Raw genomic sequence first — 24723 nt, 5'->3', positions numbered from 1 at the left:
CAGCCCCGCTTCGCCGCCGTCAATGTATTTCCGGCTGATTGCCCTACGGCTTCGGCGCCGCGGACGCCGAAGGCGCCGCCGGCGGATGGCCGGACGGATTGGCGAAGAAGCGGAAGAACTCCGAATCCGGCCGCAGCAGGAACCGGGTGTCGTTGGAACGCAGCCCGGTCTCATAGGCCGTCATCGAGCGGTAGAAGGCGAAGAAATCCGGATCGCGGCCATAGGCTTCGGCGAACAGGCGGTTGCGCTCGGCATCGCCGGCGCCGCGCACCTGCTCGGCGGTCGAGTTGGCCTCCGCGACGATGACGGTCGCCTCGCGGTCGGCCTTGGAGCGGATCTCCTGCGCCTTCTGGCCGCCTTGGGCGCGGAACTCCTGGGCCTCTCGCTCACGTTCGGTCTGCATGCGCTTGTAGACCGCCTGGCTGTTCTGCTCCGGCAGATCGGCGCGGCGGATACGCACGTCAACCACCTGGATGCCATACTGGTCGGACTCCCGGTCGAGCTGGTCGCGGATGCGCGTCATCAGGTTCTCGCGTTCGTCGCGCACCACGTTGATGAAGGTGACCTCGCCGAGCACGCGGCGCAGCGCCGCGTTGAGCAGCGTGGTGAGCTGGATGTTGGCGGCCTGGATCGAACCGATGCTCTGATAGAAGCGCAGCGGGTTCTTGATCCGGTAGCGCGCGAAGGCGTCGACGACGAGCCGCTTCTGGTCGGAAGCGATGACTTCCTGCGACGGATTTTCCAGATCGAGAATGCGCTTGTCGATGCTGATGACGGTGTCGATGAACGGCGCCTTGAAGTTCAGGCCCGGCTCGGACACGACGTCGACCGGCCGGCCGAGCCGGACCACGAGCGCCTGTTCGGTCTGCGATACCGTGAAGATCGAGCTGTAGCCGACGATCACCACGATGAACAAAAGGATCAGGGTGACAATACCTGCAACCGGAGACCTCATCGCGAGCCTCCGCTCTGCTGCTGCTGACCCGCCGCCTGTGGCGGACGCCGCGGCGTCAACTCGCTGAGCGGCAGATACGGCACGATGCTCTGGCTCTGTGCCGAATTGCCGCCGTCATAGACCAGCTTCTCGGACCCGCCGAGAATCCGCTCCATCGTCTCCAGATAAATTCGCTGCCGCGTCACGTCGGGCGCCTTCTTGTATTCGTCGTAGACCTTGGTAAAGCGCGCGCTCTGGCCCTTGGCCTCGGCGATTGCCTGTTCCTTGTAGCCTTCGGCGACCTGCAGGATCTGTGCGGCGCGGCCGCGCGCGTCGGGAATGACGCGGTTGGCATAGGTCTGCGCCTCGTTCTGCAACTGCTCGAAGTTGGCGCGCGCGGCCTGGACGTCGCGGAACGCGTCGATCACCTGCGCGGGCGGGTCGACCTTCTGCATCTGCACCTGCGTGATCTGGACACCGGAGCCGTAATTATCCAGCGTCTTCTGCATCAGTTCATGAACGGCCTGCTCGGTCGTGTTGCGGGCGCCGGTCAGGATCGGCTGGATCTGCGAACGCCCGATCACCTCGCGCATCGCGCTTTCGGCCACCGCCTTCACGGTGCCTTCGGGGTTCTGGATGTTGAACAGGAAATTGCCGACGCCGTTCGGCTTGATCCGCCACAGCACCGTGAAGTCGACGTCGACGATGTTTTCGTCGCCGGTCAGCATCAGGCTCTCCTCCGGCACGTCGCGCATGGTGCGGCCGCGCCTTGCCGGATCGTCGATCAGCGTCATGCCGATCGAGATCGTGGACACGCGCAGCGCCTTCGGCAGCAGCACGGTTTCGATCGGATACGGCAGGTGATAATTCAGGCCGGGGTCGACGGTGCGCACATGCTTGCCGAAGCGCAGCACGACGCCGAGTTCTTCCGACTGCACGCGGAAGAAGCCGGACAATCCCCATATCGCCAGCGCGCCGACCAGTACCAGCGCGATGCCCATGCCGCTGAAATGGCCGCCCGGCAGGAGCTGCTGCAGCCTGTCCTGGCCGCGCCGCAGAAGGTCCTCGAGGTCGGGTGGCCTCGGCCCGCCCGACTGCGGACCGCCGCCCCATGGGCCCTTGGGACCCTGGCCCCAGGGGCCTCCGCCTTGATTCTTCCACGGCATATAAACTCTCCTCTGCGGCAGCCCCGGGTCCGCCTGTCCGGCAGCCGACTTAGGCCTCGCATATCCGGTCGGCTTTATAGGGGACCGCTAGGCCCCTTACAACGCAAGCTTACCGCTCAAAGCAGCTATGCCTGAGGCCATAATTGTCAATGCAAACATTGGTTAGCGAGGTTAATGCGACGATTGGGGCTATTTGCGCCGACGATATGTCACATAGGAAAAATCGGCACTCTCGTTCGGGCCGGCCGGATTCCGCACCCGCCCCACCTCTTCCCAGGCGGTTTCATCGATGGCCGGGAAATGTGTGTCGCCGTCGGGCCGAGCGTGCACCTCGGTAATCTCAAGCCGGTCGGCGCTATCCATCCATTGCGCGTAGATTTCCGCGCCGCCGATCACCGCGATCTCAGTGGCGAAACGCCGCAGCGCGTCGCCCATGGCGACCGCCTTCGCATCGGTGAAGGAACGGGTAACCACGACGCCATCGGCGCGAAAGGTCGCATCGCGGGTCACGACGATGTTGGTCCGCCCGGGAAGCGGCCGGCCGATCGAGACGAAGGTCTTGCGTCCCATCACCACGGGCTTGCCTATCGTCAGCGCCTTGAGGCGCGCCAAGTCGGATTTCAGCCGCCACGGCATGCCGCCGCGGGCTCCGATCACGCCATTCTCCGCGACCGCGGCGACGAGAACGATTTCCATCAGCGCGTCCCTCGTGCGAGCGCCGTCAGCGCCGGGCCGCCGACGCGGCAGATCGTCCACTCGTCCATCATCTCGCCGCCGAGCGATTTGTAGAACGCGATCGACGGCGCGTTCCAGTCGAGCACCGCCCACTGCAAGCGCGACCAGCCGTTGGCCACGCACTCCCTGGCGAGATGCACCAGCAGCGCCTTGCCGATGCCCTTGCCGCGCTGCGCTGGACGGACGAACAGATCCTCCAGATAGATTCCATAGCGGCCGCTGAAGGTCGAGAAATTGACGAACCAGACCGCGAAGCCGACCGGTTCGCCCTCCCATTCGGCGATCTCGCAGAACAGGCGTGGATTGGCGCCGAACAGCGCGGCGTCGATACCGGCCTCGGTCGCCTCGACTTCATGCAACAGCTTTTCATATTCGGCGAGCTCGCGGATGAAGGAGAGGACAAGGCCTGCCTCGCCGGGGCGCGCGCGGCGGATGTTGAGAGACATCAATCCCTCACACCGCAACTTCCGCCTTGATGTGCGGGTGCGGATCGTAACCTTCGAGCGCGAAATCCTCAAAGCGGAACGCGAAGATATCCTTCACGTCGGGATTGATCTTCATGACAGGCAATTGCCGTGTCGGCCGCGTCAGCTGCAGCCGCGCTTGTTCGAGGTGGTTGGAGTAGAGATGCGCATCGCCCAGCGAATGCACGAAATCGCCCGGCTTCAATCCGGTGACCTGCGCGACCATCATGGTTAGAAGCGAATAGGACGCGATGTTGAAGGGCACGCCGAGGAACACGTCGGCGGAGCGCTGATAGAGCTGGCAGGAAAGCTTGCCGTTCGCGACGTAGAACTGGAACAGGCAGTGACAGGGCGGCAGCGCCATCTTGTCGACGTCGGCCGGATTCCAGGCGCTCACGATCAGGCGGCGCGAATCCGGATTGCGCCTGATCATGTCGATGACGTTCGAGATCTGGTCGATGCTGCGCCCGTCGGGCGCCGGCCAGGAGCGCCATTGCGAGCCGTAGACCGGGCCGAGATCGCCATTGGCGTCGGCCCATTCATCCCAGATCGAAACGCCGTTATCTCTGAGATATTTGATGTTGGTGTCGCCGGCCAGGAACCAGAGCAGTTCGTGCACGATCGCCCTCAGCGGCAGCCGCTTGGTGGTCAGCATCGGAAAGCCGGCCGACAGGTTGAACCGCATCTGGTGGCCGAAGATCGACAGCGTGCCAGTGCCGGTGCGGTCGTGCTTCTCCGCGCCGTCGGCAAGGATACGTTCGAGCAGGTCGTGATACTGGTTCATGGCTGGCGCTTCGGACCCTTGATCGGAGACGCGAATTTAACGGCCGGATCTCCGATCGACACGCCGATTCGGCATTCGCGCCCGATTATACCCGGAAAAATGATGTTCCCTGGCACAAACGACAAGAGGCGGAACCTGCGTTCCGCCCCTTACCTTATCCAGTTGATTACAGGGATCAATTCACCGGCTTGAGCACCGGCGTCCACTTCGCGATCTCGCTTTTCACCAGGGTTCCAAGCGCCGCCGGCGTGCGCTCGGCTGGCGCCGGGATAACGCTGCCGAGATCGAGCAGGCGCTTCTTCACGCCATCATCGTTGAGCGCCTTGACGACCGCATCGTTCAGCTTGGCGACCACATCCGCCGGGGTTCCCTTCGGTGCGAAGACCGCGTTCCAGGCCTGGGCCTGGAAGGCCGGCAGGCCGGCTTCGGTGGTGGTCGGGACATCGGGCAGCGAAGGGTTACGCTCCGGCGTCGCCACGGCGTAGGCCTTGATGGTGCCGCCGTTGATCTGCGGTACGGCGTTGACGATCTGGTCGCACATGTAGTCGACCTGCCCCGCCACCAGCGCGTTCATCGCCGGACCGGTGCCGTTGAAGGGAACGCCGATCGGCTTGATGCCCAGCACCGAGTTGAGCAATTCGCAGGACACGTTGGAGACCGAGCCGACGCCGGCATGCGCCGCGTTGACCTTGCTCTCGTTCGCCTTGACGTAGGCGATGAACTCCTTGAGGTCCTTCGGCGGCAGATCCTTGCGCGCCAGGATCAGGATCGGCGTGCCGGCGAGCAGGCCGACCGGCTCGAAATCCTTTTCCGGGTGATAGGCGAGCTTGGGATAAAGCGGCACGGAAGCTGCGTGCGTGCCCATATGCCCCGTGATCAGCGTATAGCCGTCATTGGCAGCGCGCGCCGCGCGCGTGGTGGCGGTGGTGCCGCCGGCGCCGACCACGTTTTCGATGATGATGGTCTGTCCGAGCGTCTGCGCCATGTGGCCGGTGACGATGCGCGCGATGACGTCGGTCGGTCCGCCGGCCGCGAACGGCACAATCATGGTGATGTTGCGCGTCGGATAAGTCTGAGCCTGGGCTGGCGCAGAAAGCAATGCGAGCCCGGCGAGCATAGCCAGACAGCCGCTCGCCAGCGAGCGTCCATAGCAATTCATGTCAAGTTCCTTCAGCCCTTAAACAAATGCCGGCTCTCCCAAGCCGGCATTTGCCTCTAATATCAGTTCACGCGAAGTCGACCAGACTTCAACCTGCGGCGGACAGCCGCAGGTCAGTTTTCAGATTCGACGAACACCTCGTCGCGTTTCTTGCGGAGCGTTGGCAGGACCGTCAGCACCAGCAGGGCCGCCGCAATCGCCATCAGCACCGCGGACAACGGACGCGTCAGGAACACCGACCAGTCGCCGCGCGAGATCAACAGCGCCCGGCGCAGATTCTCCTCCATCAGCGGTCCGAGCACCATGCCGAGCAACAGCGGCGCGGGCTCGAAATCGTGCTTGATCAGCCAGTAGCCGATCAGTCCGAATACGCCGGCAATGATGACATCGGTCGGTGCGTTGTTCACCGAGTAGATGCCGATCGAGCAGAAGATCACGATCGACGGGAACATCAGGCGATACGGCACGCGCAGCAGCCGCACCCAGATGCCGACCAGCGGCAGGTTGATGATAAGCAGCATCAGATTGCCGACCCACATCGAGGCGATCATGCCCCAAACCAGATCGGGCTGCTTCTGCATCACCTGCGGACCGGGCACGATGCCGTGAATGGTCATCGCACCGACCATCAGCGCCATCACCGCGTTCGGCGGAATGCCGAGCGTCAGAAGCGGGATGAACGAGGTTTGCGCCGCGGCGTTGTTGGCGCTTTCCGGCGCCGCCACGCCCTGGATCGCGCCGCGGCCGAACTTCTGAGGCGTTTTCGAGATTTTCTTCTCGAGCGTATAGGCCGCGAACGAGGCGATGACGGCGCCGCCGCCCGGCAGGATGCCGAGGATCGATCCGAGCACGGTGCCGCGCAGGATCGCCGGGGTAGAGTCCTTGAGATCCTTTCCTGTCGGCATCAGGCCGGAGACCTTTTGCTGAACCAGCTCGCGGTCGCTTTCGCCGCCGGCATCGAGATTACGGATGATCTCCGCAAAACCGAACAGGCCCATTGCGAGCGTAGCGAAGCCGAGGCCGTCAGCCAGTTCGGGAATGTTGAAGGCCATGCGCGAGGCGCCGGTCTCGATGTCGGAGCCGACCATGGAAAGCAGCAGGCCGAGAACGATCATCGCGATCGCCTTCAGCACCGAGCCCTTGGCGAGCACGACCGCGAAGATCAGGCCGAGCACCATCAGCGAGAAATACTCGGCAGGCCCGAACGCCAGCGCGAGCTTGGTGAGCGGCGCGCCCAGAATGGCAATCAGCACGGTCGCGACACAGCCGGCGAAGAACGAGCCGATCGCCGCGATCGCCAGCGCCGGACCGGCGCGGCCCTGCTTGGCCATCTGGAAACCGTCGAGCGCGGTGACGACGGAGCCGGCCTCGCCGGGGATGTTGACCAGGATCGACGTGGTCGAGCCGCCATACTGCGCACCGTAATAGATGCCGGCCAGCATGATCAGCGCACCCACCGGCGGCAGGCCGAAGGTGATCGGAAGCAGCATGGCCACGGTGGCGATGGTGCCAATGCCCGGCAGCACACCGACCAACGTGCCGACCAGCGCGCCGATCAGGCAGAGCAGAATATTGACCGGAATCGGAATGGAAGTCCCGCCGAGGAAGGCCGGGGTCCATTGCACGAACTGGAAGACGACGCCGAAGCCTAGGCCAAGGTTTGAAAAAAGATCGCCCATCTCGCCCTCACCGGATCATGAAAGTCGGCAGGAGCTGCAGAGGCAGGCCGAGCGCATAGGGAAACAGCAGGGCGCAAAATGCCGTCAGGCAGGCACCAACGATGACCGCTTCCAGCCATCGCGTCTCCGGCGATCCGCATGCCGCGATCAGGAAGCTCGTCATTGCGGAGAAGATCATGCCCATCGGGCGGATCGTCTGGGAAAACGACAGAATCGCGAGCGTCACGAACAGCGGACCCCGCCAATGATATTTGGCAAGATGCTGGCCTTCGGTAAAAACGCCGACGGCAGTGATCGCTGCACCGAGCCCGAGCAGCAAGATTGCGAACATCCGCGGCGCCGTGCCAGCACCGAACGAGAAGCCGCGCATGCCCTGCAGATCGCTCGACGCCCACAGCGCGAACGCGGCGATCGCCATCATGGCTATTCCGCCGACGAAATCCTGCGGATTCCGAACCCATTTAGGCATGATAGATTTGACCGGCGCTTGGCCCGGCGTAGCGTTCATAGATACTCCTCCCCCAAAGGCGGCTCCGCCCGCTTGTTTGGATGACTTGGAAGCTTGTCCCGGAAACTTGCTAGCGACTTTCGTCGGACAACGCCAGCAAAACCAAAAATGCTTTTGGGCCGAACGGCAAATGACGCCTTAAGACCGTAATCGAAACCGCCCCGGGGCCGGGTGCTCGCAACCTTGCGATTGCAGCGCCGCAATATCTCCCGCGTGGCCGCCCCCTCCGGCATACTGTCCTGCTTCAGAGCGCCGAAAATTCATGCAGCTCAGAGCCCGTTCCAAGCCAGCCGCACGCGCCAATGGTCGAGTCCGTGGCGAAACCGCAACTCGACGACACCAAAGCGAAAGTTCAGGCCGTGTTCCCCTCCCGTTCAGGCTTTCGGGCCCTGTTTTTCTGCGGCCTTGCGCCTTATATTGAGAGCGCCGGTTCGCCGGCTATGGAAATAAATGACCGTCGCAATAAACCATTCGGACCCGGGGGCAGTACCCGGCGCCTCCACCCAAGCCCACCCTGCGGGGATGGGCTTCGGCGGGGGCGAACCAGGATCGACGAGGGCGTAAAGGACGAGTTTTTTCCCGGTATTGTTCCGCCGTTATCGGGCTATGCAATAGTTGCAAACGACAACTATGCTCCGGTTGCTCAGGCTGCGTAACGCAGTTTGAAAGACCACTCTAAAGTCCTAGCGGGTTAAGCTCCGCTAGGCGGGGTTCGGAGGCACCTGGCAACAGAAGCCTCCACTTTATTCTTTTCACTTCCGGCCCAGCGGGCCGTTCTGCCGCAATTCGGTCTGTCGCGCCTGCTGACCTGCGGCTTCTGCCGGGGTAGCATGAGAGCAAGGGGCGAGTCGGGGGACCGGCGGCCGCAGACGTAACAGGACGACCATGGCAACCGATCATATCCGCTATGATGTGCTGGCGCGCGACGCGCTGCGCGGGGTGCTGCGCCGCGTGCTGGCCGACGCCGCCGAACACGGCCTGCCCGGCGAGCATCACTTCTTCATCACCTTCCTGTCGACCGCCGACGGCGTGAAGCTGTCGCCACGGCTTTTGGCGCAATATCCGGAAGAGATGACCATCATCCTGCAGCACCAGTTCTGGGACCTCGTGGTAACGGAGGATCGTTTCGAGGTCGGGCTGTCCTTTGGCGGCATTCCCGAGCGGCTGGTGGTGCCGTTCGCGGCGATCAAGAGCTTCCTCGATCCTTCGGTGCAGTTCGGCCTGCAGTTCGAGCCGTCCGAAGCAACCGTGGAGGCCGAGTCAGCAAAGCTGCCCGCTGTCCCCACGCCGTCCGCCCTGCCCGTCGCCGCGCCGGAGGCCGCCGCCGAAAACAACGACGAGCCGGCGAAGACGAGCGAAGGCGCCGAAGTGGTGCGGCTGGACCGCTTCCGGAAGAAATAATCTAGGCGCGGGAAAAACCGCGACCCTGTAATGTATCCGTTCCGCCATTTCACGGCAGACGGACATTACGTATGGCTCGATCAGAAACATCCGGAAACAAATCCACCCGCAGCGAGACCGACAGCTTCGGCCCGATCGACGTCGCCGCCGACCGCTATTGGGGCGCGCAGACCGAACGCTCGCGCCAGAACTTCAAGATTGGCCAGGACAGGATGCCGCTGGCGGTCGTCCATGCGCTCGGCATCGTCAAGCTCGCCGCCGCACAGACCAACCGGGAACTCGGACTGCTCGACGCGCGCAAGGCCGGCGCCATCATCCGCGCCGCGCGCGAGGTGATCGACGGCAAGCTCGACGATCATTTTCCGCTGGTGGTCTGGCAGACCGGCTCCGGCACCCAGACCAACATGAACCTCAACGAGGTGATCGCCAACCGCGCCAACGAGATGCTGGGCTTTGAACTTGGCGCCAAGAAGCCGGTTCATCCCAACGATCACGTCAACATGAGCCAGTCGTCGAACGATGCATTTCCGACCGCGATGCACATCGCCGCCGCCGGACGCATCACGTCCGACCTGATACCGGCGTTGAGCGAGTTGCATCGCGAGTTGCGCAAGAAAGAGAAGGCGTTCGCCAAAATCGTCAAGATCGGGCGAACCCACACCCAGGATGCGACGCCGTTGACGCTGGGCCAGGAATTTTCCGGTTACGCCGCGCAGGTCGAGAGCGGCATCGCTCGGCTGCGAACGGCGGTGAAGGAATTGCTTCCGCTGGCGCAAGGCGGCACCGCGGTCGGAACGGGCCTCAACTCGAAACCGAAATTCGCGGGGCTGTTCGCCAAGCAGGTTGCCGGCATTACCAAGCTGCCCTTCACCAGCGCGCCCAACAAGTTCGAGGCGCTGGCCTCCAACGACGCCTACGTCTCGGCGCATGGCGCGATCAATTCGGTGGCGACCGGCCTGTTCAAGATCGCCAATGACATTCGTTTGCTGGGCTCGGGCCCGCGCTCCGGTCTTGGTGAATTGGTCTTACCAGAAAACGAACCGGGCTCGTCGATCATGCCCGGCAAGGTCAATCCGACGCAGTGCGAAGCAATGACCATGGTCTGCTGTCAGGTGTTCGGCAACCAGACCGCCGTCACCGTGGCGGGAAGCCAAGGGCATTTCGAATTGAATGTTTACAAACCCGTCTTGGCATATTGTATGATGCATTCCATTCAACTGCTGTCGGACGCGGCGCGCTCGTTCACCGAACATTGCGTGGTGGGCATACGCGCCGACGAAAAGCGAATTCGCGAATTGATGGAGCGGTCGCTGATGCTGGTCACCGCGCTGGCTCCCAAGATCGGATACGACAACGCGGCAAAAGTCGCCAAAGAGGCGCACGCGCGCGGAACTACTTTGAAGGAAGAAGCGGTACGTCTCGGCTTTGTGAATGCCGCCGAATTCGAACGTCTGGTACAGCCGGACAAAATGACACACCCGGGCTGATGTCCGCGGTCCCTCCCCCGGGAAACTACGGATGACGCGTTTAAATTATGGATCGTATGTAGAGAATGAGGTTGATCATCTATCGGCACTGCGTGGACACGTGGTAGGAGCAGGAATCTTCAGTTTTCGCAGAGCGAAATTTATTTTTTGATGCTATCAAGGGGCGGTACACGGGGATTCCGAATGACCAACCAATTTGCGTGCGCACCACTCGACATTTTTCCCACTGATGATTCATCATGCCTTCGAGTCGCCGGATGATGGAGACGGGCATGGGAGACGTGATTAACCTGAAGCGATTCAAGAAGCGCAACGAGCGGGAACAATTGGCAAAGCAGGCCGATGCCAACCGCGCGCGGTTCGGCCGGACCAAGGCCGAGCGTGCTCTCGATGAACGGCGCAAGGATCGCGCTGCCGATGTTCTGGATCAGCACAAGCTCAATGACGGAGACGCGTCATGAAGTCGCCCGTCGTCAAACGTTCGATCGTGGTCGCCGGCCACAAGACCAGCGTCAGCCTCGAGGAGGCATTCTGGAACGGCATGAAGGAAATCTCGGGCCTGCGGAACATGACGCTGTCCGAGCTGGTCGGCGAGATCGACAGCAACCGCCAGCAGGGCAACCTGTCCTCGGCGATCCGCCTGTTCGTGCTCGATTACTTCCGCACCCGCGCCATGCCGGCGGCTGTGGCATCCGACGCCGCGCGGCCGCAGGCTTAGGGTTCGCGAGGCTCAAGGTTCGATCGAGGCGAGCGCGCCGCCTGCGCGCCCGCCTGTTTCTTCGCTAATCGCTAGAGCATGATCCGGAAAATTGTGAAGCGGTTTTCCGAAAAGATCATGCTCAAACAAAGACCTAAAGCGCGATGACGGTTCATCCAAATCCCATCGCGCTTTAGTAGACGAGCCCCGTGCCGGGCGGCTTTTCCAGCGCCGCGGCGAGCGAGCGATACTCCTCACAGCTGGTGCCGCAAATCGCCGCGATCCGCGTGAGATGATACGCCGCCTGGTCGCGATTGCCCTGCTCGATCTGCCACAGCCCGTAATACTGCCAGGTCAGCACATGGTTCGGGTCCGCCTTCAGCGCGCGCTCGTACCAGGTCTGCGACAGTTTGTAGTCGCCGAGCTTGCGATAGGAATAACCGATCAGGTTGGCGACGCCGGCGTTGTCGTCATGGCCCAGCGCCTTGAGCTGATCGATGGCGGCGGCATAATCGCCGCGCTCATAGATCGTCGCATGCGCGGCACGGTATCCCTGCCGGAATGCATCATCGTCGGCACTCGACTGTTTGGCCGGCTTCTTCTTGGCTTTGGTCGTCGACTTGGCTCCCGACGAGGGCGGCGGCGGGGCGGCCGATGGCGGATCACCGCCGCCACCCGCGGCGAAAGCCGGAACGGGTAGCGGAACGACCAGGGCCATCGAAAACAGTGCGAGCGTCGCGAGCTTGATTGCCGATTTCATCATGCGAACCTCCGGTTTTCCTGCGTGAGTTAATTCCACGGTCCAGCCGCAGGTAGAGACCCCGCCCTGCCCAAACTATTCCCGCCGCCGGAAGCACCGCACGATACGCTGGACGCGAATGAGGCCAACGCCTATTTAAGTTGCAGCCGCCGCCGGTCCCAACCGGCGGAACCGGCCGAAGAACTTCGTCGCCGAGCCCCTGGAGAGAGAAATGGACCTCGCAAAGCTGACCATGCCCCGCGATTTCGGTTCATTTTCGGAAAACGCTCTCCATGCCCGCTCTTCTCGTCCTGGATTCCATCTCCCTCGCCACGCCTGACGGACGCAAGCTGTTCGATGGATTGACGCTCGCCGTCGGCGGCGAGCGCACGGGCCTCGTCGGCCGCAACGGCAGCGGCAAATCCACATTGCTGCGCCTGATCGCCGGTGAGATCGAACCCGCTGGCGGATCGGTGCAGCGCATAGGTTCGATCGGTGTGCTGGCGCAACTGGCCGACGAACGATTGACGGTTGGCGAGGCGCTCGGCGTTGCCAGCGGCCTCGCCCGGCTGCACCGGCTCGAACGCGGCGAAGGTTCGCTCGATGATGCGGCCGAGGCGGACTGGACGCTGGCAACGCGGATACAGGTGGCGCTGGCCGAAGTGGGGCTGCCATCCTTGCCGCTACAGCGACCGATCGCTTCGCTCAGCGGCGGCGAGCGAACCCGCGTCGCGCTGGCCCGCCTGCTGATCGAGGCGCCGGACGTGCTGCTGCTGGATGAGCCGACCAACAATCTCGATACCGACGGGCGGCAGGCCGTGGCCGAATTGCTGGCGCGCTGGCGCGGCGGCGTCCTCCTCGCCAGCCACGACCGCGCGCTTCTCGAGCACGTCGACCGCATCGTCGAGCTGACGCCGGTCGGCGTCACCATCTTCGGCGGTGCGTGGCCGGCGTTCGCGGAAGCGCGCGCGGCAGCCCGCGCCCGCGCCGCCGGTGAGCTCGACCGCGCCTCCGATGCCCTGCGCAACACCGAACGCGCACTGCAGAAGGGGCGCGAGAAGAAAGCCCGTCGCGACAAGGCCGGCCGCGCCTGGCGCGCCAAGGGCGTCGAGGACAAGATGTTCATGGACCGCGAGAAGGAGCGCGCCGAGAACAGCGCCGCGCGCGACAGCCACCTCGCCGCCCGCCTGCTCGGCGATCGCATCGAGGCGGTGGAAACCGCCAGGGCGCAGGTCGAGATCCTGACGCCGCTCTCGATCGATCTGCCGCGCACCGATCTGCCCGGCGGCCGCGAACTGATCGCATTCAACGACGTCGTGATGAATTTCGGGGAGCGGCATCTGTTCGGGCCGCTGTCATTCGAGGTGCGCGGACCCGAGCGGATCGCCATCCGCGGCGCCAACGGCTCCGGCAAAACGACATTGTTCAGCCTGATCACCGGCGAGGAGAAACCGGCGAGCGGCGAGATCAGCCGCTTCACCGACCGCATTGCCGTGCTCGACCAGCATGTCGGCCTGCTCGATCCCGCGCGAAGCATTCTCGACAACCTGCGCTACCTGAATCCGGAACTTATGGCCAACGAGGCCCATGCGGCGCTGGCGCGGTTTGCGTTCCGCAACCGCGCAGCGCTGCAGATCGCCGGGACCCTCAGCGGTGGCGAGCGGCTGCGCGCCGGCCTCGCCTGCGTCTTCGCCCGACCGCAACCGCCGTTTCTGTTGCTGCTCGACGAGCCGACCAACCATCTCGACCTCGCCTCGATCGAGGAGCTGGAAGGCGCGCTGAAAGGATTCGACGGCGCGCTGATCGTGGTCAGCCACGACGAGACGTTTCTGCGGGCGATCGGGATCGAGAGGGAGATCATGCTTGGCTAGGCCAGCACGCATAAGCCCCGCGACGTGAAGAACAGGCATCAACCGCGGCGCCGCAATCAGAGCCTTTGGCCAGGCCGTGAAATGTTCTCGGCTGCAGGAACGACCGGCGTAGCGGCCGAGTTAATTCGACCAAATCCATTTGTGAAGGGAGTCAGCCATGGCCCGCGCAACAGCTCACCCAGATCATCAATGCATCTCAAGCGAAGACATTCATGGAACCGAAGTTTATGGAGCAGGCGGAAAGAATATCGGCGAGATTGATCACCTCATCATCGACAAGGTGTCGGGTCGCGTCGCCTATGCCGTCATGAGCTTTGGCGGTTTTGTCGGGTTGGGCCACAGCCATTACCCCATTCCGTGGAGCGCTCTGACCTATGACACGTCGCTTGGTGGTTTTCGCACCACTATCACCGAGCAACAGCTGAGGGATGCGCCTGAGTTCAGCGATGACTCATGGCAGGATCGAGATTGGGAAATGCGTACTCACCGACACTACGGGATACCCACGTACTGGGAAGGACGTGGTGGTCTCTAGCGCTCGGGCAACCGATTCTGATTGCACGCTCTAATTCGAGCGCTGCGGCGGATTGCCGACCTGCGGGGTCAGCGCCAGCGGCGGACGAGGTTTCGCAGCGCCTGGTGCGGGCCGGACGGTGATCGGCGGCGGCAGCGGCGCCACCTGTGGCGCGCCGGCAACCGGCGCGGCTGGTGCGTTCACGGTGGGCGGACGCGGCGTGGCCGCCTTCTTCGCCGGAGGCCGCCGATCGCGGCCGCCCTTCTGGGCCGCCGGCGCGGGCGCCACCTCCGGGATCGGCAATTGGCCGTCCGCGGGCAGCACGATCGGCGGCGGCGCGGCCGGCGGCGGCTCGCCGCGCTCGATCGCATCGAGCCGCTTGGTTTCGTGATCGATCGCGCGCACCGCCAGCCACGAGGACAATGGCGCCACGTCGACGCTGCGGGTGAGCGCGTCCGGCGTGCCGACCGCGAGCAGTTGAATCTCCGGACGCCCCGTCGTCATCGTCAGAGAGAGCGCGGCGCGGATATCGGCCTGATCGGCGGCAATATCATAACCGCCGGAGACGGTGGCGCGCACGCCATTGCCATCGAGCGCCGTCGCCCCGACGCGAAGCCGGCCGTCGCGGATGGTGAAGGGAATTTGCGCGGAAGGAATCGCAAGCGCGCCGGCCGGCAAAGTGGATTCGACGATCTGCTTCAAGCGAACATCGTCCTTGGCCTGCCCGGTGTCATTGGCGCGGACCGCCACTTCGAAGGCGCGCGGATCGAGCCCTGCGATCCTGGCCGCCTCCAGCGTCAACGTCCCGCTGCCGGACAGTGCGCCGGCGAGCGCTTGCGCGCTGCGGCCCTGGCTCGTCAGCGTCATCTGCAGCGATGCCTTTCCGGCGGGCATCGCAAGGTTGCGATAGCGTAGCGCCGCTCCATCCACGCCGGTAAACTGCACGCTCGCATTCAGGCCGATGCCGTTCGCGCCCGGCCTTGCATCGATGCTGGCGCTGACCTCGCCGCCACCGATCTTGCCGGTGATGGCGTCGAAGGTCAGCGACTGGCCGTCGCTCCTGACCGTGCCGCTGAACGGCTGCAACTCGCTGCCGCCGGGAAGCAGGCCACGCAACGCCTGAAACGCGACCTTGCCGCGCCAGCCCTTTACGAGCCCGGTGCCGAGCGGCTCGGCGGCATCATGTCCGGCGGCGCCGAGCGCCAGCGCGAAGGCCGGCGCCAGCGCGAGCTGTTCGGCGCCGATTTCGCCTTCGATCTCCTTTTCCTCGCCGAGCGTCACCGCCATGCGGCCGCGCAGCCGCGAACCGCTGAGGTTGCTGTCGAGATCGTCGAAGGTCAGCTTGTTGCCGGCAAGCTGCACGCGCGCGGACAGCCCAATGTTCTGCGCCAGCGTGTCCTGCGGCTTGAGATCGAGCAGCGGGCCGAAATTGGCGCTACGCACCTTCAGGCCGAGATTGGCCTTCGCCTCCGCTGCCCACGGCTCGGCGGAGCCTTCCGCCTCGGCATCGAGACCGGATGCCGAGACCTTAGCCTTGAGCCGCAGCGGCGCGCCCCATGCGCCCGTCGCGGTACCATCGAACTGCGCGGGACCATCGCCGGCCGAGACGACGCGGTCGACGCCGAGCAAGGTAAGCAAGGCGCGCCCCTGCTCGGACGACAGTTTCGCATCGATCCAGACTTCGCCGCGTCCGAGCGCCGCAAGGTCGAGGCCCTGGATCGCCGCGACGGCCGGTCGGCCGGTGATCGTGATGCCGCCCTTGAGCAGCGGCGCATCGAGATCGGCGACGGCGCGGGCCAAGACGCGGTCGGACTGCGCGGCATTTTTGGTGAGGTCGAGCGCCAGCTTCAAGCGCGCCGGGCCCGGGCTGGTCCCCATGGCATTGAGCCGCGCGGCAAGCGCCGGCGAAACGGGAACGATCAGGCTGGTCAACCGGCTGAGCGAGGCGGCGCTCGAATTGAGGGCGAGCCAGCCGGTTGCCTCAACGCGGTCGAAATTGCCGGCGGCATCCAGCGTCACGTTTTCGAGCTGGCCAATCTTGAATTGCTCGAGCGATATCTTCGCCGGCGAATAGGCAAGTTTGGCGAGCAGCGGGCTGAGCTCCTGGCCGGAGGAAATGGCGCGGCCGACATCGAGCGAGAGCTTGCCCTCGTCCGGCCACTCGCCTTGCGGTCCGGCCAGCGTGCGGACGAACGCGGTGGCCGCATCGAGATCGAGGCGTTCCGATTTCAGGTCGGCATCGACGCGGAAGCCGCGATCGGCTTGTCGGCGCGCCATCGTCACCTGCCCCTCGACCGTGCCGCCGTCGATGTCGGCCTTCATGGTCTCGATCGCAAAGCCTTCCGGCGCCACGGTGATATCGCCGCGCAGGCGAAGCGGCTTCTGGCTGCGATAGGCGCTGTCGCTACGGCCCTGTAGCCAGGTCAGGAGCGCGTCGGGATCGGAGGAATCGACGCTCAGCGCCGCCTTGAAGCTATCGGGTGCGTCGCTCTTCGCTGCTGCTTCGCTGAGCGAAACCCGAGTCGCGCCGGGCGCGCGGAATTCCAGCCGGTGGACGCGCCAGGATCTGGCATCGCCTTGCAGCTCGACCGCAATGTCCTGCAGCGGGCGTCCACCCAGCATGACCTGCTCGGATGCGAGCTCGATCTGTGCTGGCATCGGCAGATGCGGAATGGCGGCGTTCAGCGCCTGGAACGCCGGCAGCGCCCGGACCGGCTCAGCGGCATTGTCCTGGGCATTTTCCCTGGCGACGAACCTGTCGGCATCGAGCTGACGCGCCGCCAGCGCTGCGCGGAGCAGTGGGGATGCGCCGAAGCGGACGTCGCCGCTGCCGGAAAGTTTCAGCGCCCGTTCCTCGGCGCCATAGCTCACCTCGAGCTGGTCGAGCCGCGCGGCCGAATAATCGGCCTTGATCTTCGCGGCCATCCGCCACGGCTGCTCGTCGGCCTTGCCCTTCTGAGGCGCAGGCGTGGCCAGCGTCATCGCACCTTCGAAGCGCGGCGCGCGGGCATCGAAACTCAGGAGGCCGTCGAGATCGATCGCAATGGCGCGCTGGCCCGGATCGATGTTGAGGTGGACGCGGGTGCCGTTGCCGTCGGGCCCCTGGCCTGAGGAGACGCGAAACGGGTAGCGCATCCCTGAAAACATGAAATTGCCGTCGCCGCGGATCGAACCGGCGAGCGAGCGCACGTCGCCGGAAAACGCGATGTCGTTCAGCTCGAGCGTGGAGCGGCTCGCCGCATCGTGCAGCGCGATGCGGCCGGTGAGATTGAGCCGGTCGATGGCCAGCGAACCCAGGTTGAACGTCCCGGCCGATGCCGGCCAGTCGATCCGGCCCCTGGCGTCGAGGCCGAGATCGAGCGACATGCGGTTGATCGTCAGCTCGGTAGCGCGCACCTCGCCACGCATCAGCGAGCCGAGGCTGAACTCGACGTCGAGCTTGTCGGCGCGAACCTTGCCGAGGTCGTTGGCGCCACCTACCACGACCGAATGCAGTTGCAGCGACGGCGCCGGCAGCAGGCGCGCATCGAGTTTGCCGCCGACACGCACCGGCGCCCCGAGGACGCGCGTCGCCTCGGCCTCGAACTGCGGCCGGAACTGGTTCCAGTCGATGAAATATGGCCCGACGAGCGCGGCAATCAGCGCAATGATGAAGGCGATTGCCAGGCCGAGCAGCGTCGTCTGCACGGTGTCTCCTCTTGAACCGCCCCCGGCGCCGGCCGCGCCACGCCGAACCCGGCCCCGGAGCAGCCCGGAATATCCCCGGAGCAGCCCGGAATATAGAGAGAAGTGTGGCGAAGTCACAGCGGCATCCTGACAGGACCTCCGCCCTGCTCCAGCCACGGGCGCTGGCGACTCAAAAGCGCCGCGTCGGCGTTTCAAGCCATTACCAGCTTGCCGGCAGGCGCTTGAGGCCACGTAACACGAAAGTCGGACGCCATTCCGCATTGACAGCGTCATCCAGCCGCAGGTCGGGGATCCGACGCAGCAGGGTCGAGATCGCGACCTCGGCCTCGAGCCGGGCCAGCTGGGCCCCGAGGCAGAAATGGATGCCGCCGCCAAAGGACAGCGGCTTCACATTGGGCCTGACGATGTCGAGCCGCTCCGGGTGGTCAGGGTAAACCGCCGGGTCATGGTTGGCCGAGCCGAGCAGGCACAGCACGCTCTCGCCCTTCGGAATCCGCCTGCCGCCGAGATCGTCGATATCTTCCAGCGCCACCCGGCCGGTGAGCTGCACCGAGGAATCGTAGCGCAAAAATTCCTCGATGGCGTTGGTGATCAACTCCGGCTTCGCCTTGAGCAGCGCAAGCTGGTCCGGATTGCGATAGAGCGCCAAGAGGCCGTTGCCGATCAGATTGACGGTCGTCTCGTGGCCCGCCCCGAACAACAGGATGATGTTGGCGGTCAACTCTTCATTGGTGAGCTTGGAGCCGTCCTCTTCGGCCTGCACCAGCTGCGTGGTCAGGTCATCGCCGGGGTACTTGCGCCTGAGCTCGAACAGCTGCTGGAAATACATCGCCACCATCGCATTGCCGGCGTTGCCCTGCTTGATCTCCTCCGCCGACAGCGGCACGGGATCGAGCAGCCGCCCGCCGTCGCGCGAGCCGGCATAAAATGCTTCGCGATGCTCTTCGGGAATGCCGAGCATATCGCAGATGATGGTGACCGGCAGGCGGAAGGCGAAATCCTCGATCAGGTCCATCCTGCCTTGCGGGATGATGCGGTCGAGCGTCTCGTCGACGACCTGCTGGATGCGCGGGCGCATGTCCTCGACCCGGCGTGCAGTGAAGGCCTTTACCACCAGCCCGCGCAGGCGGGTATGGTCCGGCGGGTCCTGCTGCAGCATCCAGTGGCTCATGCTGCGGAACACCGGCTCGTCCATGATCTTCGGGCCGTAGCGGCGGATGGTGCGCTCGACGTAGTCCTTGCCGAACCGCTTGTCGCGCAGCACCAGGCTCGCCTCGGCGTGGCGGCTGCAGACATACATGCCGAGCGGCGTCAGGTGCACCGGATCGACGGCGCGCATCCGCTCGTAATGCGGATAGGGATTGCGGATGAATTCCGGGTCCAGCGGGTTGAAGAGCGGCGCGCTGCCGGCTGCCTGAACATACTCGTTCATGGTGACCTCAATTGGTTGCTGTGCGCCGTGCAGCGCGTTTCCCCCGGGGGCCGGTCGTCGATCGAAATTCGATACATTGTTGTATTGAGTTGCATTCTCGCCTAAACTGCCCGAATGTCAAGGCTGCGAACCAGACCCACCAGGGACGATACTCGCGACAAGCTGTTCGAGGCGGCGGCGCGTGTGTTCGAGGAACAGGGGATCGGCAGCGCCAGTATCGAAGCGATTGCGGCGGCAGCCGGCTTCACCCGAGGGGCGTTCTATTCGAATTTCAGGAGCAAGGACGAGCTGATCATCGCCATGCTCGAGGATCATGTCGAGCAATCGATCGGGCGCATCCGCGATCTGCTCGACAGGCACAAGAACCTTCCCGACTTCCTCGACGCGTTGAAAAGCATGAACCTCGGGCAGCAGGACCCGCTCGGGCGCTCGCCTCTCCTGCACATGGAAATGATCCTGTTCGTCGCGCGCGCCGAGAAGCGCCGCCCGGAACTTGCCAAGCGGCTGCGCGCGCGGCGCAAGCTGGTCACCGACATCATCGAGACCACGGCGAGGAACAGCGGCCGCACCACCATTCTCAATCCGACCTGGGCGGGCGCGCTGGTGCTGGCGCTGGAGGATGGTTTTCGCCTGCACCGCCTGATCGATCCGGAGACCACCTCGCCCGACAGCTTTTTCCGGGCCATCGGCGATTTGCAGCGGGCTATGGGGATTTCAGCGGCCTGATACAAGCATCGCGATGGCGGGCAAATGCCGGCACCGGATATTCGACACATTCTACGTGCCAAGCTTGAGTATCGCCTTGCTGCGTTCGGATGGTCGCGCCTGAAATACCTGTTTCCGATATTGCTGTTGCTATCCGGAGCGATCGGCGCCTGGGCCAGTGAGACGATCTCGCTCGCGCTGCCGATCAAATGCCAGCTGGGCGTGAGCTGCTTCGTGCAGAACTATGTCGACCACGATGTATCAGACAGGGTCCGCGATTACGCTTGCGGCCGGCGCAGCTATGACGGCCATGACGGCACCGACATCCGGATCCGGAATCAGGAAATCCAGAAGCAGGGCGTGGCGGTGCTCGCCGCGGCGCCTGGCCGCGTCATCGGTATGCGCAACGACATGGACGACGTCTCGATCCGGACGGCGGGCAAGGCCAGCATCGCCGGCAAGGAATGCGGCAACGGCGCGCTCATCAAGCATGACGACGATTGGGCTACGCAATATTGCCACCTGGCCAAGGGCAGCGTCCGCCTCAAGGTCGGCGATGCCGCGACGACGGGGCAGCCGATCGGCCTCGTCGGCCTGTCCGGCGATACCGAATTCTTTCACCTGCATTTCGCCGTGCGCTATCGCGGCAAGGCCGTGGACCCGTTTGCCTATGGCGCGGCGGAGAACTCCTGCGGCGGCGGCCGATCGCTGTGGGCCACTTCCCTTGCCGAGCAGATGCAGTACAGGCCGCGCGAGGTCATTGACTTCGGCTTTGCCGCACTCGCACCCACGATGGAGCAGGTCGAATCCGGCGAGGTCGACAAGCATCCCGTGACACCGGGCTCGGATGCCTTTGTCGCCTATGTCAGGGTCATCGGCCTGCAGGCCGGCGACCAGCAGTCGCTTGCGGTGCAAGGCCCTGCCGGCGCTTTCGTCACCAACAACCTTCCCGCGCTCGATCGCGACAAGGCGCAGTTTCTCGTCATCGCCGGAAAGAAGCGGACCGAGGCGGCATGGCCGGTGGGCCGATATATCGCGATGTACCGCGTGACGAGAGACGGCTCGGAAGTGCTGCGAAAGACGTTCGACGTCGAAGCGCGCCCGCGCTGAACGGTTAGCCCTCGGCGCGCGCAGCCTGCACCCTGTGCATCTGCCCGGCCACCGCCCTCACCTTTCCGGGCGAAGCCCGCCAGATCGCGATCGCCGACAGGAAGCTGACGGCAACGCCGATCGCAAAGGCGATCGTATAGCTGCCCGAAAGGTCGTACAGCCAACCGGTCGCCCACGGCCCTGCCGCGCCGCCGGCCAGCGCCGCCAGCATGATCGTGCCAAAGATGCTGCCATAGTGCTTGCCCTGAAATATCTCCAGCACCACCGCGCCCATGATCGATGTCAGGCCGTAGCCGAGCGCGCCCTGCGTGAAGATCATGAGATAGACCAGCGGTAGCACCGGCGCGAATTTCAGCGCGATCAGCGCCGCAAAGCAGATCGCAAAACCGGCGCAGCTGATCGCCCAGATCCATTCGCGCCCGATCCGGTCGGAGAGATGGCCGAGCCAGATCTGGCCGGGAATGCCGAGCAGGCTGACGACGCCGAGCGCCCAGACCGCGACATTGGCGCTGAAGCCGACGTCGAGCAGAAACTTGGTCTGGTGCACCTGCACCGCGTACCAGACATAGAGGCCGCAGAAATAGCCGAGCGAGATCCACCAGAAGCGCGCGGTGCGCAGCGCGAGGGCCAGCGTCCAGTCGGTAGCGGCCCAGACGGGATCGACGACGTTCGAGCGAGGCGCGGCCGACGTCGCCGAGGGCGCCGCGTCGCCATCCGGCAACAGATCGATGTCCTCGGGGCGCTTGCGCAAGAGAAGGTTGATCGGCGCGAGGACGGCGAACACGACAATGCCCATCGCGGTGCAGGCGGTGCGCCAGCCGGCCCCTTCGATCATGTGCTGCACCCACGGCAGCAACGTCACCGAACCGATGCCGACGCCGGCAAAGGCCAGCCCCATCGCGAGCCCGCGGCGGCGAACGAACCAGTTCGGCAGGAAGAACGATTGGCCGGAATAGCCGAGGCACACGCTGCCCGCGCCGACCAGCACGCCGATACTGAGATAAAGATGCCAGGGCTGCGTCGTCAGCGGCGCAAGCAACAGGCCGCCACCCATCAGCGCCACGCCAAGCTCCATCACCGCACGCGGGCCCAGGCGATCCATCATGCGGCCGATCAGCGGAGAGGCAACGCCGGAAGCCACGAAACCGAACGAAAACGCGCCCGCAGTGACGCCGCGGTCCCAGCCGAATTCCCCGATGATCGGCGGATAGAACAGCGAGAACGCGGTGCGCGCATTGACGCCGATCGCCATGGTGACGAACGTCACCGCAACGATCAGCCAGCCGTAGAAGAAGGGAAGACGCATGGGGAAGGTTGTTTGCAATTTGCTTCGATGTGTCGGTGGTTTCGATTTCTCGGCAACAGTCTGATCGGTCGTCACTTTCGCATCCGTGGCGCAGAATGATACGTACATTCCTTCCGACCGTATTTGGAAGCGGCTTCGATGCACAACCCGATCCCGCATTTCGGCATTTGATCGCTTTTAAATTGCGAAGCGCTCTCGATCGCCTTGCGTGTGGAGTAGCCCCGTCATGACCGGCACTTCTTGGTCCGCTGTTTTTTTAGCCGCACTTGCGTGATGTTGCATACCATCTAAGATGTATCGCCCGAAATCGAGAATTTGGCATGAACGACGAAACGGTGGGCGAAGGTGAGGAACAAGCCGTTCCGACCGGGCGATTTGTTGTACCTGGCGCTGGCGTTGCACTCGTGCGTCAAGAGACCGTCGTGCTGCTGGTCGATCTCGTGGAATCGGTGCGGCTCATGCGAGAGCACGAAGCGTTCACCGTTCGCCGATGGGCCGATTTTGTCGGAATCGTCAGTACTGAGATACTGCCGCGCTATCGCGGGGTCTTGGTGAAAAGCTTGGGCGATGGCCTTTTGGCACGTTTCGAGACCGTGCCCGAGGCTGCCGACGCCGCAGCGGCCATGCATCGGGCACTTGCGGCTCAGAACATCGGTCTGCCCGAAGATCAGCATTTCAACCTGCGCGCCGGAATCAACGCCGCAATGGCGTGGAGCGACGGGATCGACATCTACGGAACCGGCGTAAATCTAGCGGCACGGCTGGCGACGCTGGCAGGTCCGGGCGAGACGATTGCCAGCGCGTCAGCGCACGAGCAACTCGCAGCCGCCCTGGCAAGCCTAGCAGAGCCCGGCGAGACCATCGGCAGTGCCACAGCGCGAGATGAGCTTACGCACGGGGTCGATGCGTCGTGTGAAGATCTTGGTGAATGCATTCTCAAGCATTTTGACAAGCCGGTCCGGGCCTACCGCGTTGGCCCGCCCAGTCAAGTTTCAAGCCTGACCCGGCGTCGCGACTATGGCACGGCCATGCAGCCGACCATTGCCGTGATCCCCTTCTCTGCACGAAGCGACAGCCCGGCACTTTTCGATGTCGGCAACCTGATCGCCGACAGCGTGATCTGGCGATTGTCGAAGGCTGCGGACTTGAAGGTGATTTCACGCCTCTCGACCGCCGTGTTCCGCGGACGTGTCGACGATGTCGGAGAAGTGTCGGCGCACCTCGGCGCCACTTATGTTCTCAGCGGCGCGTATGTTGCGGATGAAGGCAAGCTCCTGGTGACCGCCGAGCTCTCCGAAGCGCGCAACAAGCAGGTGGTATGGACCGACCGCCTGAACGGCGAGGTTGGCGATCTGTTGAGGCCTGAAAGCGAACTGGCGAATCGTATCGCCCAAACAGTGCATTTGTCCGTACTCGACGCCGAAGTCGAACACATTCTGACCCAACCGCTCCCGACCCTCGAAAGCTATTCGCTGCTGCTTGGCAGCATCAAGCTGATGCATCGCTCCAGCAAGGAGGAGTTTCTCCAGACGCGCAAGATCCTTGACGAATTGATTAACCGGCATAGCCGGATCGCCGCGCCGCGCGCTTGGCTCGGCAACTGGTACATTCTACAGGTGACTCGTGGCTGGTCCCAGGACCGCAATCGTGAGGCGGCCGAGGCCTTGAGCACAACTCACGCCGCGCTTGACCGGGATCCGTCGGATGCGCTGGCGCTGGCGACCGAAGGATTTGTCTACTGTCATTTATTGAAAGACCTGGAGACCGCGCGCAAGCGCTGCAACGAGGCTGTGAACGCTAACCCCAGCCACGCGCTCGGCTGGCTCTATCTCGGCACAGTCAACGCGTTCATAGGCGAAGGCAAAGCAGCTGTGGACGCGACACGCCGTGCGATGGAGCTCTCTCCGCTCGATCCCCAACGTTACTATTTCGAATCGCTCGGCGCGACAGCAGAGCTTGCCGCGGAGCAATATGAGAACGCCGAACGGCTCGCCCGCTCGTCGCTTGTGCTCCACCGCATGCATTCTTCGACATGGCGGGCGCTGACGATCTCGCTCGTCGCGCAGGACCGGATGGATGAGGCGCGCGAGGCGCTCGCAAAGCTGCGACAGCTCGAGCCACAATTGACCGTGGAGCGATATCTTGCGCGTATTCCGAATGCGGCGCTTGAAATCGGTCGGCGCTGGGCGTGCTGCCTGGCGATGGCCGGCCTACCTTCCGGAAACGGCAATTCGAACCGGCATTGATCCTGGAGAAAAATATCCCGCTCATGTGAAGCAGCACACACTCGGCATGATCTCGACCCGACAAATTACAGTGAGGCGCTTACTGGCGGAAATCTGACT

Annotated in this window: 21 protein-coding genes and 1 other RNA gene; 10 read left to right on the top strand and 12 right to left on the bottom strand. The window is 64.0% G+C overall.

Annotation, left to right across the window (positions count from 1 at the left end; translation table 11 throughout):
• Positions 1-43: 43 nt before the first annotated feature.
• The 8 genes from hflC to QA643_RS08330 form a co-directional block, all read right to left on the bottom strand.
• A complete protein-coding gene (gene hflC, locus QA643_RS08365; protein ID WP_283032716.1) occupies positions 44-955 on the bottom strand; it encodes a protease modulator HflC in 912 nt (303 codons plus the stop codon).
• Positions 952-2100: an FtsH protease activity modulator HflK gene (gene hflK, locus QA643_RS08360; protein WP_283032715.1), complete on the bottom strand. Its 1149-nt coding sequence runs from the start codon at positions 2098-2100 to the stop codon at positions 952-954. The genes hflC and hflK overlap by 4 nt, the downstream gene beginning before the upstream one ends.
• A 189-nt stretch (positions 2101-2289) precedes the next feature.
• Positions 2290-2796 (bottom strand): dihydrofolate reductase, encoded by a 507-nt coding sequence (locus QA643_RS08355; protein WP_283032714.1) that lies wholly within the window; start codon positions 2794-2796, stop codon positions 2290-2292.
• Positions 2796-3281, bottom strand: coding sequence for a GNAT family N-acetyltransferase (locus tag QA643_RS08350; protein ID WP_283032713.1), 486 nt, complete (start codon positions 3279-3281; stop codon positions 2796-2798). Before QA643_RS08350 ends, QA643_RS08355 begins: the two co-directional genes overlap by 1 nt.
• Positions 3282-3288: 7 nt before the next feature.
• A complete protein-coding gene (locus QA643_RS08345) occupies positions 3289-4083 on the bottom strand; it encodes a thymidylate synthase (RefSeq protein WP_283032712.1) in 795 nt (264 codons plus the stop codon).
• Between the two features lie 175 nt (positions 4084-4258).
• Positions 4259-5242 (bottom strand): tripartite tricarboxylate transporter substrate binding protein BugD, encoded by a 984-nt coding sequence (locus QA643_RS08340; RefSeq protein WP_283032711.1) that lies wholly within the window; start codon positions 5240-5242, stop codon positions 4259-4261.
• Positions 5243-5355: 113 nt separating this feature from the next.
• Positions 5356-6921, bottom strand: a complete 1566-nt coding sequence (locus QA643_RS08335) for a tripartite tricarboxylate transporter permease (protein WP_283032710.1) — start codon at positions 6919-6921, stop codon at positions 5356-5358.
• Positions 6922-6928: 7 nt separating this feature from the next.
• Entirely contained in the window at positions 6929-7390 is a 462-nt protein-coding gene (locus QA643_RS08330) for a tripartite tricarboxylate transporter TctB family protein (protein WP_283032709.1), read from the bottom strand.
• Between the two features lie 425 nt (positions 7391-7815).
• Here QA643_RS08330 and ssrA point away from each other — a divergent pair.
• The 5 genes from ssrA to QA643_RS08305 all read left to right on the top strand — a co-directional run bounded on the left by ssrA (position 7816) and on the right by QA643_RS08305 (position 11035).
• Positions 7816-8172: a transfer-messenger RNA gene (gene ssrA, locus QA643_RS08325) on the top strand.
• A gap of 142 nt (positions 8173-8314) precedes the next feature.
• The gene (locus QA643_RS08320) at positions 8315-8830 is read left to right on the top strand and encodes a ClpXP protease specificity-enhancing factor SspB (RefSeq protein ID WP_283032708.1); all 516 of its coding nucleotides are present in this window, start codon (positions 8315-8317) and stop codon (positions 8828-8830) included.
• Positions 8831-8901: 71 nt separating this feature from the next.
• Entirely contained in the window at positions 8902-10317 is a 1416-nt protein-coding gene (gene fumC / locus QA643_RS08315) for a class II fumarate hydratase (RefSeq protein ID WP_283032707.1), read from the top strand.
• A 272-nt stretch (positions 10318-10589) separates the two neighbouring features.
• Entirely contained in the window at positions 10590-10778 is a 189-nt protein-coding gene (locus tag QA643_RS08310; protein WP_283034742.1) for a DUF4169 family protein, read from the top strand.
• Positions 10775-11035, top strand: a complete 261-nt coding sequence (locus QA643_RS08305; protein ID WP_283032706.1) for a ribbon-helix-helix domain-containing protein — start codon at positions 10775-10777, stop codon at positions 11033-11035. The genes QA643_RS08310 and QA643_RS08305 overlap by 4 nt, the downstream gene beginning before the upstream one ends.
• A 172-nt stretch (positions 11036-11207) precedes the next feature.
• Here QA643_RS08305 and QA643_RS08300 read toward each other — a convergent pair whose 3' ends face one another.
• Positions 11208-11777 (bottom strand): tetratricopeptide repeat protein, encoded by a 570-nt coding sequence (locus QA643_RS08300; RefSeq protein WP_283032705.1) that lies wholly within the window; start codon positions 11775-11777, stop codon positions 11208-11210.
• A 269-nt stretch (positions 11778-12046) separates the two neighbouring features.
• On the opposite strand from QA643_RS08300, the gene QA643_RS08295 reads away from it, so the two are divergent.
• Together QA643_RS08295 and QA643_RS08290 are read left to right on the top strand one after the other, a co-directional pair.
• A complete protein-coding gene (locus QA643_RS08295; RefSeq protein WP_283032704.1) occupies positions 12047-13624 on the top strand; it encodes an ABC-F family ATP-binding cassette domain-containing protein in 1578 nt (525 codons plus the stop codon).
• A 157-nt stretch (positions 13625-13781) separates the two neighbouring features.
• Positions 13782-14159 carry a PRC-barrel domain-containing protein gene (locus tag QA643_RS08290; protein ID WP_283032703.1) on the top strand — a complete coding sequence of 126 codons (378 nt, stop codon included), beginning with the start codon at positions 13782-13784 and terminating at the stop codon, positions 14157-14159.
• 30 nt (positions 14160-14189) lie between these two features.
• Here QA643_RS08290 and QA643_RS08285 read toward each other — a convergent pair whose 3' ends face one another.
• Both QA643_RS08285 and QA643_RS08280 read right to left on the bottom strand, forming a co-directional pair.
• Complete coding sequence (locus QA643_RS08285; RefSeq protein WP_283032702.1) at positions 14190-17825, bottom strand: AsmA-like C-terminal region-containing protein; 3636 nt, start codon at positions 17823-17825, stop codon at positions 14190-14192.
• A 199-nt stretch (positions 17826-18024) separates the two neighbouring features.
• Positions 18025-19257, bottom strand: coding sequence for a cytochrome P450 (locus QA643_RS08280; protein ID WP_283032701.1), 1233 nt, complete (start codon positions 19255-19257; stop codon positions 18025-18027).
• A 114-nt stretch (positions 19258-19371) separates the two neighbouring features.
• Between QA643_RS08280 and QA643_RS08275 the strand changes: the two genes are divergently transcribed.
• Both QA643_RS08275 and QA643_RS08270 read left to right on the top strand, forming a co-directional pair.
• A complete protein-coding gene (locus QA643_RS08275) occupies positions 19372-19983 on the top strand; it encodes a TetR/AcrR family transcriptional regulator (protein ID WP_283032700.1) in 612 nt (203 codons plus the stop codon).
• Positions 19984-20007: 24 nt separating this feature from the next.
• Complete coding sequence (locus QA643_RS08270; protein ID WP_283032699.1) at positions 20008-21072, top strand: M23 family metallopeptidase; 1065 nt, start codon at positions 20008-20010, stop codon at positions 21070-21072.
• Between the two features lie 4 nt (positions 21073-21076).
• Here QA643_RS08270 and QA643_RS08265 read toward each other — a convergent pair whose 3' ends face one another.
• The gene (locus QA643_RS08265; RefSeq protein ID WP_283032698.1) at positions 21077-22378 is read right to left on the bottom strand and encodes an MFS transporter; all 1302 of its coding nucleotides are present in this window, start codon (positions 22376-22378) and stop codon (positions 21077-21079) included.
• A 320-nt stretch (positions 22379-22698) separates the two neighbouring features.
• On the opposite strand from QA643_RS08265, the gene QA643_RS08260 reads away from it, so the two are divergent.
• A complete protein-coding gene (locus QA643_RS08260; RefSeq protein WP_283032697.1) occupies positions 22699-24624 on the top strand; it encodes an adenylate/guanylate cyclase domain-containing protein in 1926 nt (641 codons plus the stop codon).
• Positions 24625-24723: the final 99 nt, after the last annotated feature.

It is taken from the genome of Bradyrhizobium sp. CB3481, assembly GCF_029714305.1.
Lineage (GTDB): Bacteria > Pseudomonadota > Alphaproteobacteria > Rhizobiales > Xanthobacteraceae > Bradyrhizobium.
The sequence above is the reverse complement of the archived record's forward strand: the minus strand, read 5'-3'. Positions and strand labels throughout refer to the sequence as shown.